Genomic DNA, 13,596 nt, shown 5'->3' on the forward strand with positions numbered 1-13,596 from the left:
AAGGCCATGGCCGATTCCCATTCGTCCGCGTCCCCGTCGGGAGAAGCGGACAGTAGCAGCGGGCTGATTGCCGCGTTTCGCAAGATGCTCGGGTTCGAGGGCGCGCGGTCCTTGCGCGAACAGCTCGAAGAAGCGATCGACGAGCACGAGGACGAGAACGGCGGCCCGGGTGAAGGCGCGGCCACCGGCGGCGACCTGTCGCGGGTCGAGCGGCAGATGCTGCGCAATCTGCTCCACTTTTCCGAACACGATGCCGACGATGTCGCCGTCCCGCGCGGCGAGATCATCGCGGTGGAAGCGACGATCAGCTGGGAGGAAATGGTCGCCGCCTTTTCCGAACACGGCCATTCGCGCATGCCGGTCTACCGCGACACGCTCGACAGCGTGATCGGGATGATCCACATCAAGGATGTCTTCCCCTTCCTTGCCAACGGCACGCCGCCGCCCGCCGACTGGACCACGCTGATGCGCCAGCCGCTCTATGTGCCGCAGGCGCGCGGGGCGCTCGACGTGCTCGCCGACATGCGCACCCAGCGCGTGCACCTCGCCATCGTGCTCGACGAGTTCTCGGGCACCGACGGGCTGATCACCATCGAAGACCTCGTCGAGGAAATCGTTGGCGATATCGAGGACGAGCATGACGAGGCCCCGCCGGAACTGATCACCCCGATTGGCGAGGGGATGTGGGATGTCGACGCGCGCGCCGAGCTCGACGACATTGCCGAAAAGATCGATCCGCGCCTCGCCGAGGTTGCCGAAAGCGTCGACACCTTGGGCGGCCTCGCCTTCGTGCTCGCCGAAGCGGTACCGCCGGTCGGCACGGTGCTGGAACATACCAGCGGCTGGCGGATTGAAGTGACGGCGGGCGACGAAACCCACGTCACGCGCCTGCGGCTGCACCCTCCCGTGACCGAGGAAGAGGTGCAGTAGGCGCAACTTTTTGCCGCCTTCCACATTTTTTCTTCGATTTTTTGCATCCGTGCGCGCGCGGCACCGTATCTTCTGCCAGTGAGGAGATATGAGAATGCCTGCACGCCGCCTGCCCCCGCTTCGCGCCCTTGAGGCCTTCATGCGCACCGTGCGTCTGGGTTCGGCCCGTGCTGCGGCGGAGGAGATCGGCCTCAGCCCCTCGGCGCTGTCGCGGCGGATCAGCAATCTGGAAGAATTCGTCGGCAAGAAGCTGTTCACCCGCGCGCGGCAATCGATGCAGCTGACCGACGAGGGTCAGGCCTTCTACGAGGCGGTCAATCCGCACATGGAAGCGCTTGCGCGCGCGGTGGAGAGCCAGTCGGACAATATCGCACTTTTGCGCCTGCGCCTCGGCGTCCTGCCGATGTTCGGCAGCCAGCGGCTGTTCCCGCGGCTGGGCGAGTTGCGGAAGCGCCATCCGCTGCTCCACATCGATATCGACACCGCCCCGCATCTCGAAGACCGGGTGGGCGACACGCTCGATGCCGCGATCATCCTCTCGCGCGGGCCGGCGAGCGGGCTCCACGCGGTGCGGCTCGACCACAACCTCGTCCACGCGATCTGTTCGAAGGATACCGCGCGCGCCATCCCGGAAATCACCCCCGAGGTGATGGCCAAGCAGACCTTCCTGATCCACAACGAACTGCCCGAGAGCTTCGTCGCGTGGAAGAAGGCCAACGGGCTCGAACAGATGGACCCGGCGGCGATCGACCATTACGATTCGGGCGCGCTGATGCTGGAGGCGGCCGCCCAAGGCCTCGGCATCGCGATCATGCACGACGATCACCTGCGCCGCGCCAACGACAACCGCCTGATCAACCTGCCCGGTGCGCCGGTCGAGAGCCCCTATTCCTACTGGTTCGTGTGCCGCCCGGTGGCGCTGGAAAGCCGCCCGGTGCGGATTTTCCACGATTGGCTGGTGCGCGCGGGGTTGTAACTGGCGGGCCGGCAAGGCGCGGAAATTGCGGGCTTTCCTACAAGTGTCGCGCGTGACACACTCGCGCCCATGGCCCCCGCTGACGCCCGTTTAGATGCCCCTGCCGAGCGCCTCTTGAGCGCGGAGAGTATTTCGCGCCTGTACAGTGTCTCATGTGTCTCCAACACGGGCGGCGGCCGCGTGTCAGTCGGCGGTCTCGGGCTTGGGCTCGTAGCGCACTGGGGCGACCGTGTGTGCGAAGGGGCGCAAGGGGTGGCCGCGGATCTCGATCAGGGCTTCCTCGATCCGGCGGCGGGACTCGTTGGCGATCGCCTTGCGGCCCTTGAAGTCCTCAGGAGAGAAGGGCTCGAGGTAGTGGAGGCGGACCTTGAAGCTGCCCTTGCGTGACAGCACGCGCTTGGCGTTGTTGAGGCCGCCCTCCTCGCCGATCCAGCCGATCCACTCGGCGACGGGGCCGTAGTCGAGGATTACGGGCTGGACGAGCACGCCCGGCGGGGGCGGCTCGAGGACGGAGAGCATCGAAGTCTTGAAGGGGAGGAGCGACTGGCCGTCGGTGGTGGTGCCTTCGGGGAAGACCGTGACCGACCAGTTGTCGACGAGGGCTTCCTTCAAGGCGTTGATCTGCTCGGCCACACCCATGCGGTGCTCGCGCTTGACGAAAACCGTGCGGTTGAGGCTGGCTAGCCAGCCGACGACGGGCGCGGTGGCAAGCTCGGCCTTGGCGACGAAGGCGGTGCCGCTCGCGCCCGCCATCGCGAGAATGTCGATCCAGGAGATGTGGTTGGCGACGAAGAACACGTCACGCTTCAGGTAGGTGCCGACCACCTCGACCCGCGCCCCGCAGACCCGCGCGGCGTAGCGCAGGAACAGCATCGGGAAGGGCGAGCCGTAGGCGAAGATGCGATAGAGGTAATGCAGCGGAACGAACACCAGCAGCAGGACGATCAGCCCCAGCGAGCGGCCAGCGATGCGCAGCCAGCCCGCAAGACTGATCGGCGTGACCTCCCCCCGCGCCGCTGCCTGGCGCAGCTCCCAATCAGTCATTGCGCGACAGCCGCACGCCGTAAAGCTCCATGCGGTGATCGACGAGGCGATAGCCCAGCCGCTCGGCGATCTGGCGCTGGAGCGCCTCGACTTCGGGATCAACGAATTCGACGACCTTGCCGGTCTCGACATCGATCAGGTGATCGTGATGCGCCTCCGGCACGGGCTCGTAACGCGAGCGGCCGTCGCCGAAATCGTGGCGATCGAGGATACCCGCTTCCTCGAACAGGCGCACGGTGCGGTAGACCGTGGCGATCGAGATGCGCGGATCGATCGCGGCGGCGCGGGAGTGAAGCAGTTCGACATCGGGATGGTCTTCGCTCTCCGAAAGCACCTTGGCGATGACGCGGCGCTGTTCGGTGATGCGCAGCCCTTTTTCCGCGCAGAGTTGTTCGAGATCGATCTTGTGGGTCAAGAAAAGCTCCATCGCCGTGCGCGGTGCCCCATTCGGGTGCGGGCGCCCCAAAGCATTGCAGCCTCATCCCTACAGGGACGAGGCTGCTTGCTCAAGCGGCCCAAGCCGCCCTCTCAACAGGGGCGGCGCGGGGCGCTGCTTGTGTCCGCCCGGGGGCGACCCGAAGGGCCCGGTGTCAGACGGTCTTCTTGGCGCGGCGCGGCTTGGGCGCGGGCGTCCCGGGCTTGCGGCCGAGACCGATCTTCTTGGCCAGATCGCGGCGCTTTTCGGCATAGTTGGGCGCGACCATCGGATAGTCGGCCGGCAGGCCCCAACGCGCACGGTATTCTTCCGGGCTCATGTTGAAATTGGTGCGAAGATAGCGCTTGAGCATCTTCAGCTTCTTGCCGTCTTCAAGACACACGATGTATTCGGGCTTGACCGAATTGCGGATCGCTACGGCCGGCTGCGGCTTGGCTTCTTCCACAACCGCGACTTCGCCGAGATTGGCAAGTGCGTTATACACGTTGGTGATAAGCCCGGGCACGTCGCCCACGGCCACATCATTGTTGCTGAGATGTGCCGCGACAATGTCGCTGGTCAGCGTGATAAGCGTTTCTTTCATATCGATTTCCAGATCTTGCATGAGTTCCTCACAGGCGTCTTGTCCGCTGCGCCGGTTACTGCGCCATGGCGCAAGAATGCAATTATGGCAACTAGGTTGCTTTGCTTGTTCACGATTTCGCGATGAAACGAGGTTACTCGATTGATCGCGCGAAAGTAATCGCGTCGATCCTTTCGCCACTTGCCATGCGGTAATAGTTACGCCGCTCTCCGATCGGTTCGAAACCAAACTTGTGATACAAATGGATAGCAGGATTGCCGCGCCGCATTTCGAGAAATACGCGCGCCGTGCCGCGCGTTCGGGCGATGGCGAAGAGGTGTTCGATCAGCGCCGCCCCGACGCCGCGCCGCCGCGCGCCCGGCATGACCGCGATCAGCAGCAGCTCTTCCTCGTCAAGCACATGGCGGGTCAGCACGAAACCGGCAGGTGCTGCTTCTCCGGGACCGTCGGGGATGAGCGCGCCGACAGCATCCACCACCAGCGCATGGGTGCTGGGCATGGCCAGCGCATCGGCGACCTGCCGGCGGTTCCAGGCCTCGCCGTATGCCGGATCGAAGGCTGCCTCCATCACCGCCATGATCCGGTCGAGGAGGTGCGGGCAGGGCGTCATGCGGGACCGCGCAGCTTCATCGGCGTCGCGTCCGGCCCGCGCCCGTATATCGGCGCCAGCGCGGGGGTAAGCAGCGTGGGCGCGAGCAGCGTGACCGCGCCCGCATCGGGCACAATTTCGACCGCCTCGGCGGCGCTGCCCTCGGCCAGCAGCGCGGCGCGGCTGCCGGCAAGGAGCGCTGCATGGGGGCGGGCACGGGCCGCTTCGGGAGTGAGCGAGGCGGCCTCGCCGACCGGAAGACCGTCAGGGCCGAACTCCGCCACGAACCATTCGCCGTGGCCGCCATTGGTGCACACCGTCACGCCCCTGCTCCCGGGCCGCTCGGCGAGAGCCTGCGCCGCGATCAGCGCCAGCGTGGGGAAACCGAGCACCTCGGCGCCCCAGGCAAACCCCAGCGCGCGGGCGGTCGCAAGGCCGATGCGCACGCCTGTGAAGCTGCCGGGGCCGAGGCTGACGAGGATCCGGTCGGCGCGGCCCTTGGCGGGCAGGGCAGCGATCATCGGCACCAGCGCCTCGGCATGGCCGCGGCCGATCAGGCGGTGGTCATGCGCGATTCTCTCCTCGCCCTCGAAAAGGGCGATCGAGCAGGCCTCGGAGGCGGTTTCGATCGCAAGCGTGCGCATCGGCTCGCCCCTGCCTCAGGGTGCGGTGCCGTGCAAGCGGGGATGCGCGTCAGGCGATGCGGTTGAAGGTGGCGAAGTCGGGGCGGGGGCTGCGCGGGAAGATGCTCGCGGGATCGCCATAGCCGACCGAGCAGATGAAATTGACCCGGTGGCGGGGTTCGTCGGCAAAGAAGGCTGCGTTGACGGCGGCGGGATCGAAGCCCGACATCGGCCCGCAATCGAGCCCGATCGCCCGCGCGGCGAGCATCAGGTAGGCGCCTTGCAGCGAGGAGTTGCGGAACGCCCCTTCCTCGCGCCCGGCTTCGTTGCCCTCGAACCAGCTCTTGGCGTCGGTGTGGGGGAACAGCCAAGGCAGTTCCTCGTGGAAATCGATGTCGTAGCCGATCACCGCGGTGACGGGCGCGGCGGCGACCTTCTTCTTGTTGCCTTCGGCGACGCACTCGACCAGCTTCGCCTTGGCTTCCGGCGACTTGACCCACACGATCCGCACCGGCTGCATGTTGGCCGAGGTGGGCGCCATCTTCATCAGGTCCCATATCGCGTGGAGCTGTTCGTCACTGACCGGCTTGTCGAGCCAGCCGTTGTAGCTGCGCGCCTCGTTGAACAGTTGGTCCAGAGCCTCGGACGAGAGCACGTGATCGTGGAACTGGGTCGTCATGCGGCGCGCACCTCGGTGACTTCGGGGACATAGTGCTTGAGCAGGCCTTCGATGCCGTGCTTGAGCGTCGCCGTGCTGGACGGGCAGCCCGAGCACGAGCCTTGAAGGGTAAGATAGACCACCCCGTCGCGGAAACCGCGATAGGCGATGTCGCCCCCGTCGCCCGCCACGGCGGGGCGCACGCGGGTTTCGAGCAGTTCGTTGATCGCGGCGATCACCTCGGCGTCCTCGGGACGTTCCTCGACCGCCATGTCTTCCTCCGGCGGCGGCACGGTGATGCCGCCTGCGGTGGCGGGAGCGAAGAGCGGGGCCTCGGAAACGAAATGGTCGAGCAGGATCGCGATCACCTGCGGCTTCAATGCGCTCCAGTCTGCGCCCGGCGCGGCGGTGACCGACACGAAGTCCGCTCCGAAGAACACGTTCACCACCTCGCCCGTATCGAAGATCGCCTGCGCGAGCGGGCTCGCCTCGGCAGCTTCGGGGGTGGCGAATTCGCGGCTGCCTGCGGCCATGACGGTCTGGCCGGGCAGGAACTTGAGCGCCGCGGGGTTGGGGGTGGTTTCGGTTTCGATGAACATGGCCCCCATCTAGGGTGCGTGCCTTCGGCGGGCAAGGGCAAGCCGCGGGCGGCACGGATCGAGGTGCGCAGATCGCGATAAGCATTCACTATCGCTTCAGACTTTGCCGCCTTATAGTCCGCGCCATGACGTCCTTCCCCCGCGCCGCCCGCGCGCTCGCCCTTGTCCTTGCCCCGCTGGTCGCCCTGCAGCCGCTGCTCGCCGAGCAGGCCGCCGCGCCGCCCTCGGACAAGACCGACAAGCGGTTCGTCAATTCCGCGCACAACACGGCGCAGGTGCAGGCCCCGGTCGCGGATCCGATCCCGGCCGCGCCGCCGGTGCCCGCCCCCCGGGCGCTCCAGACCAACGGCCAGCCATGGCTCTACAAGGGCTCGGACATTCCGGTCGATGACAAGTGGCTGTTCGGGCAGATGAAGAACGGGTTGCGCTACGCCGTGCGCCGCAACGGCGTGCCGCCCCGGCAGGTCTCGATCCGGGTGCGCATTGATGCCGGCTCGCTCCACGAGATGGACAGCGAGCAGGGTTATGCCCACCTGCTCGAACACCTGCTGTTCCGCGAAAGCAAATATCTCGGCAAGGCCGAGGCGATCTCGGCCTGGCAGCGCCTCGGCGCGACCTTCGGCAACGATACGAATGCAGAGACCACGCCGACCCACACCGCCTACAAGCTCGACATCCCGGATATCGACGATGCCAAGCTGGCAGAGAGCTTCAAGCTGCTCTCGGGCATGATCCGCGAGCCGGTGCTGTCCGACCAGAATGTCGCCGCCGAGCGCCCGATCGTGCTCGCCGAGAAGCGCGAGCGGGGCGGGGCGGCGGAGCGTACCGGCGATCTCACCAGCAAGACCTTCTTTGCCGGACAGCGGCTCGCGGTGCGCCATCCGATCGGCACCGAAGCGACGCTGAACGGCGCGAAGGGCGCGGCGGTGCAGGCCTTCTACAACCGCTGGTACCGGCCCGAGAACACCGTGATCGTGGTCGCGGGCGATGCCGATCCGATGGTGCTGGCCGGGCTGGTCGAGCAGTGGTTCGGCGACTGGAAGGGCACCGGCAAGCCGGGGGTCGCGCCGAAGTTCGGCGATCCGGTGGCGCCCAAGGGCGCGGTGGCGCCTGCCGGCGGGCTTGCCCCGATCGGCCAGCTTGCGGTGGGGGTCGAACCCGATCTGCCGCGCAGCCTCACCTATGCGATCATGCGCCCGTGGCGCCCCGTTCAGGACACGGTGATCTACAACGAGGGCCTGATGACCGACGCGGTTGCGCAGGCGATCATCAACCGCCGGCTGGAAAGCCGCGCGCGCGGGGGCGGGAGCTTCCTTTACGCGCAGGTCCAGCAGGATGACGTCTCGCGCTCGTCCGATGCGACTTTCGTGACCTTCGCGCCGCTTTCGGCCGACTGGAAGGCCGCGCTTGCCGATGTGCGCAGCGTGATCGCCGACGCGATCGCCAATCCGCCCTCGCAGGAGGAGATCGACCGCGAGGTCGCGCAGTTCGATGTCGCTTTCGCCAACGGGGTCGAGCAGGAAAGCGTGCAATCGGGCAGCGATCTTGCCGACAACCTGGTCAACGCGGTCGACATCCGCGAGACCGTCGCCGCGCCCAAGGTCGTGCTGCGTATCTTCCGCGAGATGAAGCCGCGGATCACGCCGGCGGCCGTCCTGAAGCGCACGCGCGCGCTGTTCCAGGGCACGGTGACACGCGGCGTCTACATCACTCCGGCGGCGGGCGAGGCCGATGTCCCTGCCATCCGCACCGCGCTTGCCGCCAAGGTGGCAGCGGACGGATCGGCGCGGGTTGCGGGCGAGGCCATCGCCTTTGCCGACCTGCCCCCGGTGGGCGAGCCGGGCACCATCACCGCGCAGAAGCCGCTCGGCGTGCTCGATGTCGAACAGGTCGATTTCGCCAATGGCGTCAAGGCGCTGCTGTGGGCCAATGATGCTGAGCCCGGCCGCGTCACCGTGCGCGTGCGCTTCGGCGCGGGCTGGCGCGCCTTCGACCCCTCGAGCGCGGTCTATGCCGCCCTGGGTCAGGATGCACTGGTCGGATCGGGCCTCGGCGACCTCGGCCAGAACGAGATCGACCGGCTGGCGAACGGCCGCAAGCTGGGCTTTGACTTCGCGATCGACGATGCGGTCTTCACCTTCACCGCCCAGACCCGTTCGGAGGACGTGAACGACCAGCTCTACCTCTTCGCCGCCAAGCTCGGGATGCCGCGCTGGGACAAGGAGCCGGTGCTGCGCGCCAGGGCCGCGGCCGAGCTGGCCTACAACACCTTCTCGACCAGCCCGGGAGGCGTGCTGGGCCGCGATCTGGAATATCTCGTGACCGGCGGCGACGGGCGCTTTGCCACACCGGGGCCGGACGCGCTCAAGGCCGCCACCCCCGAGGAATTCCGCAAGGTGTGGGAGCCGCTCCTGAAGCAGGGCCCGATCGAGGTGCTGGTGTTCGGCGAGTTCGACAAGGCTGCCGTGACCGAGCAACTGCGGCTGACCTTTGGCGCCTTGCCCGAGCGTGATCCAGTCCCAGCCGATATCGCCGCGCGCGTCCCCGGCTTTGCGCCTGCGGTCGACAAGCCCACGGTCGTCACCCATCGCGGCGATGCCAACCAGGCCGCTGCCGTGGTCGCGTGGCGCAGCGGGGGCGGGACCGAGGATCTGTCGACCAGCCGCCAGCTCGAAATCCTCACCCAGCTGTTCAACAACCGCCTGATGGATGCCCTGCGCGAGCGCGCCGGGGCGAGCTATGCGCCGCAGGTGTTCTCGAACTGGCCTGCCGATCTGGTCGCGGGCGGGCGGATCACCGCCGTCGCCCAGATCGAGCCCGCCTTCGTGCCGCTGTTCTTTGCCGAGGCCGACAGGATCGCCGCAGACCTTGCCGCCAATCCGCCCACCGCCGACGAGCTGGCGCGGGTGACCGAACCGCTCGCCCAGCTGATCCGCCGGGCATCGACCGGCAACCAGTTCTGGCTCTACAATCTCGAAGGCGCGACCGCGGACCCGGTGCGCATCGCCAAGCTGCGCTCGATCCTGCCCGATTATTCGCAGACCACCCCGCAGGCGATGCAGGCACTGGCTGCTCGCTATCTGACCAAGGACCGCGCGTTCCGGATGGCGGTCATCCCCGAGGGCCAGACCCTTGCCGAGGCGGTGCCGGCGGGCGCGGGTGCGAATGCTGCGCAAGGCGCGGCTAGCGGGCGCTGATCGTTCCGGCCGCTGACTGTGGCCGGGAAATAAAGTTGTGCGCGGCGGCTTTGTCGCTTTACAATTCGTGCCGCGCTGCTTAGCGGGCGCCCCCGCGCAGGCTGTGCCGCGCGCCCTGACGTAGAAAGAGTTTGACTGTGCCCGAGACTTGGACCCCGGAGAGCTGGAAGGCCCACGAAGCGCGCCACCTGCCGCATTACGAAGATGCGGCCGAGCTGGCCGAGGCCGAGAAGACCCTCTCGTCCTATCCCCCGCTGGTGTTCGCGGGCGAGGCGCGCGCCTTGAAGGCCGATCTGGCGCAGGTCGCGAACGGCCATGGCTTCCTGCTGCAGGGCGGGGACTGCGCCGAGAGCTTCGCCGAGTTCCACCCCAACAACATCCGCGATACCTTCCGCGTGCTGCTCCAGATGGCGGTCGTCATGACCTTCGCCAGCAAGCGCCCGGTGGTGAAGGTCGGACGCATGGCGGGCCAGTTCGCCAAGCCGCGCTCCTCGCCGACCGAGACGATCGGCGATGTGACTCTCCCGAGCTACCTCGGCGACAATATCAACGGGATCGAGTTCGACCCCGTCAGCCGCCGCAATGACCCGCAGCGGATGGTCAAGGCCTATTCGCAGGCTGCCGCCACCCTCAACCTGCTGCGCGCCTTCGCGGGCGGGGGCTATGCGAACCTCAGGCAGGTCCACCAGTGGACGCTCGATTTCATGGGCCGCACGCCTTGGACCGAGAAGTTCAGCCAGATGGCCGACCGCATCGGCGAGGCGCTCGACTTCATGGAGGCCTGCGGGATCGACCCGGGCACCGTACCGCAGCTCAAGGGTACCAGCTTCTACACCAGCCACGAAGCGCTGCTGCTGCCTTACGAGCAGGCGATGACCCGCAAGGATTCGCTCACCGGCGATTGGTACGCGACCAGCGCCCACATGCTGTGGATCGGCGACCGCACCCGCTTCCCCGGCTCGGCGCATATCGAATTCGCGCGCGGGATCGGCAATCCGCTTGGTATGAAGTGCGGGCCGAGCCTCGAGCCCGATGCGCTGCTCCGCCTGCTCGATGATCTCAACCCGGGCCGCGAGGCGGGGCGCATCACGCTCATCAGCCGCTATGGCCACGACAAGGTCGAGGAGGGCCTGCCCAAGTTGGTCCGCGCGGTGATGCGCGAAGGGCACCCGGTGGTGTGGAGCTGCGACCCGATGCACGGCAACGTCGTGAAGTCCGACAGCGGCTTCAAGACCCGTCCCTTTGACCGCATCCTGCGCGAAGTGAAGGGCTTCTTCGCAGTCCACCGCGCCGAAGGCTCGCACCCCGGCGGCATCCATATCGAGATGACCGGGCAGGACGTGACCGAATGCGTCGGCGGCGCGGTGGCGATCACCGAGGAACGCCTCGGCGATCGCTATCACACCCACTGCGACCCGCGCCTCAATGCCGAGCAATCGCTCGAGCTCGCTTTCCTCGTGGCCGAAATGCTCAACGAGGCGGCCGGGGCGCAGCGCGAGGCGGACATCAGCCACGCGGCCTGAAGCGGCACGTTTAGCGCGCAATCTTCACCAGAGTGATGATTTTGCGATAGCCGTGCAGCTAGCAAGCGTCTTTCCTGTTTCACGGCGAAGGGGCATAACCCGGCGTCGGCACAGGCTTGGACGGGAGGCCGCAGGTGCATCGCAATGAACTGCCAAGGGCTGGGCAAGACCAGCAAGGGGCCGCGCTCGCCGAGCATTTCCGCGCCACCCGCGCGCTGACCGAAGCGCTCGTCGCACCGCTCAGCGACGCCGATGCCTCGATCCAGTCGATGGAGGATGCAAGCCCCGCCAAGTGGCACCTCGCGCACACGACGTGGTTCTGGGAGACCTTCCTGCTGCGCGAACACGCGCCGGGCTACCGGCTGCACGACGATCGCTGGCCGTTCCTGTTCAACTCCTACTACGAGGCCGAGGGTGCGCGGATCGCCCGCGCGTCACGCGGGATGCTCTCGCGGCCGACCCTCGCCGAGGTGCTGGATTGGCGCGCCCATGTCACCGAGGCGATGGCGCCGCTGCTCGCCGATCCGGCGCTGGCAGACCTCGTTGCGCTCGGGATCGCGCACGAGGAACAGCACATCGAACTGCTCCTCACCGACATCAAGCACGCACTGTTCCAGAACCCGCTGGGGCCTGCCATGTGGGTGTCTGCGGGCACCGGAGGGGCGGCGGCGACCCTCGCCGTCTCCTCCGGCTGGACCAAGCACCCCGGAGGCATCGCGCTTGTCGGGCACCAGGCTGCCAAGAGTTCTGGGGGTTTCGCCTTCGACAATGAAGGCCCGCGCCACCGCGTGCTGCTCGAGCCCTTCGCGCTTGCCGACCGGCTGGTGACCAATGGCGAATGGGACGAATTCATCGCCGACGGCGGCTATTGCAACGCTCGCCTGTGGCTCGCCGACGGCTGGGGCTGGGTGCAACGTGAGGGCATCGCCGCGCCGCTTTACTGGGACAAGGACGGGACGCATTTCACCCATCAGGGCTGGCAGACACGCGACCCTTCCGCCCCCGTCACCCACATCTCCCATTTCGAGGCCGATGCCTTCGCCACCTGGGCGGGCGCACGCTTACCGACCGAGTTCGAATGGGAAGCGATCGCGCGCGGACAGGACGGCTCGGCGAGCGAGCCCGCACATGATCCGCGCGGCGGCAACCAGCTCTACTGCGCGGGTCCGGTGCTGCCGATGGGCTCGCCCGGACTGTTCGGCGATTGCTGGCAGTTCACCCGCTCGGCCTATCTGCCATACCCCGGCTTCAGTGTCGCCGAAGGGGCGGTGGGCGAATACAACGGCAAGTTCATGAGCGGGCAGGTGGTGCTGCGCGGGGCAAGCTGCGCCACGGTGCGCGGCCACTCGCGCGTTTCCTACCGCAATTTCTTCTACCCCCACCAGCGCTGGCAATTCACCGGCCTGCGCCTTGCCAAGGACGCCTGAGATGACGAAACTTGCAGGCCTGAGGCTGGTCGAACGTGATGCGGGCGGGGTCGATCTCGCGTTCCGGGCGGATGTGCTGGCGGGGCTCGGCGAGCCGCAGAAGGCGATTCCCGCACGCTGGTTCTACGACGATGCGGGCTCGCAGCTGTTCGAGGACATCACGCAGCTGCCCGAATATTACCCGACCCGCGCCGAGACCGAAATCCTCCAGACCCGCGTGGCCGAGATCGCCGGGCTCATCGGAGAGGGGCGCGCGGTGGTCGAATTCGGCTCGGGCTCGTCGGTCAAGACCCCGCTGCTGCTCGGTGCATGCCGCCCCTCGGCCTATGTCCCGCTCGACATCGCGGGGGACTTCCTGCGCGCCTCTTCCGCAGCGCTCGCGGAGAAGTTCCCGGGCCTGCCGGTCCTGCCGGTCGAGGCCGATTTCATGCGCCGGGTGGAACTGCCCGCCGAGGTCGCCGATCTGCCCAAGCTGGGCTTCTTCCCGGGCTCGACGATCGGCAACATGATCGCCCGCACCGCGACCGATCTGCTCCGCACTATGCGCGCGACGCTGGGCGAGGGGGCGATGCTCCTGATCGGGATGGATCTGGTCAAGGACGAGGGAACGTTGCTCGCCGCCTATGACGATGCGCAAGGCGTGACCGCCGCCTTCAATCTCAATCTCCTCGCCCGCATCAATCGCGAGCTCGGGGGCGATATTCCCCTCGAAGCCTTCGCCCACGAAGCGCGCTGGAACGATCTTTTCGCGCGGATCGAGATGCATCTGGTTGCCCGAAGGGATGTGACCTTCACCGTGAGCGGCCAGCGCTTCGCGATTGCCGCAGGCGAGAGCATCCACACCGAAAACAGCCACAAGTTCACCAAGCGCTCGGGGCAGATGCTGCTGGCGGCGGCCGGGTGGGAGCCGCGCGCGCGCTGGACCGACGAGGCAAAGCGCTTCTCGCTGGTTCTGGCCGAATCCCGACCGGCGCGTTCGGCACCGTGAAACCCTTGGCCTTCCCGTGCGTT

Annotated in this window: 13 protein-coding genes; 6 read left to right on the top strand and 7 right to left on the bottom strand. The window is 67.2% G+C overall.

Annotated elements, in window-relative coordinates; genetic code table 11:
• Window positions 1-6: 6 nt before the first annotated feature.
• Window positions 7-930: a hemolysin family protein gene (locus AX708_RS05295; RefSeq protein WP_066532602.1), complete on the top strand. Its 924-nt coding sequence runs from the start codon at window positions 7-9 to the stop codon at window positions 928-930.
• 94 nt (window positions 931-1,024) lie between these two features.
• A complete protein-coding gene (locus AX708_RS05300) occupies window positions 1,025-1,906 on the top strand; it encodes a LysR substrate-binding domain-containing protein (protein ID WP_082745708.1) in 882 nt (293 codons plus the stop codon).
• Between the two features lie 183 nt (window positions 1,907-2,089).
• Here AX708_RS05300 and AX708_RS05305 read toward each other — a convergent pair whose 3' ends face one another.
• The 7 genes from AX708_RS05305 to AX708_RS05335 form a co-directional block, all read right to left on the bottom strand.
• Window positions 2,090-2,950 carry a 1-acyl-sn-glycerol-3-phosphate acyltransferase gene (locus AX708_RS05305; protein ID WP_066532605.1) on the bottom strand — a complete coding sequence of 287 codons (861 nt, stop codon included), beginning with the start codon at window positions 2,948-2,950 and terminating at the stop codon, window positions 2,090-2,092.
• Entirely contained in the window at window positions 2,943-3,365 is a 423-nt protein-coding gene (locus AX708_RS05310; RefSeq protein WP_155800105.1) for a Fur family transcriptional regulator, read from the bottom strand. Before AX708_RS05310 ends, AX708_RS05305 begins: the two co-directional genes overlap by 8 nt.
• Before the next feature lie 175 nt (window positions 3,366-3,540).
• Window positions 3,541-3,990 carry a MucR family transcriptional regulator gene (locus AX708_RS05315; protein ID WP_066532606.1) on the bottom strand — a complete coding sequence of 150 codons (450 nt, stop codon included), beginning with the start codon at window positions 3,988-3,990 and terminating at the stop codon, window positions 3,541-3,543.
• A gap of 112 nt (window positions 3,991-4,102) precedes the next feature.
• Window positions 4,103-4,546: a GNAT family N-acetyltransferase gene (locus tag AX708_RS05320; protein WP_197426271.1), complete on the bottom strand. Its 444-nt coding sequence runs from the start codon at window positions 4,544-4,546 to the stop codon at window positions 4,103-4,105.
• A gap of 29 nt (window positions 4,547-4,575) precedes the next feature.
• Window positions 4,576-5,202, bottom strand: coding sequence for a tRNA (adenosine(37)-N6)-threonylcarbamoyltransferase complex dimerization subunit type 1 TsaB (gene tsaB, locus AX708_RS05325; RefSeq protein ID WP_066532612.1), 627 nt, complete (start codon window positions 5,200-5,202; stop codon window positions 4,576-4,578).
• A 49-nt stretch (window positions 5,203-5,251) separates the two neighbouring features.
• Window positions 5,252-5,860, bottom strand: a complete 609-nt coding sequence (locus tag AX708_RS05330; RefSeq protein ID WP_066532615.1) for a malonic semialdehyde reductase — start codon at window positions 5,858-5,860, stop codon at window positions 5,252-5,254.
• Entirely contained in the window at window positions 5,857-6,438 is a 582-nt protein-coding gene (locus tag AX708_RS05335) for a NifU family protein (protein WP_066532618.1), read from the bottom strand. Before AX708_RS05335 ends, AX708_RS05330 begins: the two co-directional genes overlap by 4 nt.
• A 125-nt stretch (window positions 6,439-6,563) precedes the next feature.
• On the opposite strand from AX708_RS05335, the gene AX708_RS05340 reads away from it, so the two are divergent.
• From AX708_RS05340 to egtD, 4 genes are all read left to right on the top strand, one after another.
• Window positions 6,564-9,635, top strand: coding sequence for a pitrilysin family protein (locus AX708_RS05340; RefSeq protein WP_066532620.1), 3,072 nt, complete (start codon window positions 6,564-6,566; stop codon window positions 9,633-9,635).
• Between the two features lie 137 nt (window positions 9,636-9,772).
• Complete coding sequence (locus AX708_RS05345; RefSeq protein ID WP_066532627.1) at window positions 9,773-11,158, top strand: class II 3-deoxy-7-phosphoheptulonate synthase; 1,386 nt, start codon at window positions 9,773-9,775, stop codon at window positions 11,156-11,158.
• A 134-nt stretch (window positions 11,159-11,292) separates the two neighbouring features.
• Window positions 11,293-12,585: an ergothioneine biosynthesis protein EgtB gene (gene egtB / locus AX708_RS05350; protein WP_066532628.1), complete on the top strand. Its 1,293-nt coding sequence runs from the start codon at window positions 11,293-11,295 to the stop codon at window positions 12,583-12,585.
• Between the two features lies 1 nt (window position 12,586).
• Window positions 12,587-13,573 carry an L-histidine N(alpha)-methyltransferase gene (gene egtD, locus AX708_RS05355; protein WP_066532630.1) on the top strand — a complete coding sequence of 329 codons (987 nt, stop codon included), beginning with the start codon at window positions 12,587-12,589 and terminating at the stop codon, window positions 13,571-13,573.
• The last annotated feature ends 23 nt before the right edge of the window (window positions 13,574-13,596 follow it).

The sequence above is a fragment of the Erythrobacter sp. CCH5-A1 genome, from assembly GCF_001557115.1.
Lineage (GTDB): Bacteria > Pseudomonadota > Alphaproteobacteria > Sphingomonadales > Sphingomonadaceae > Erythrobacter.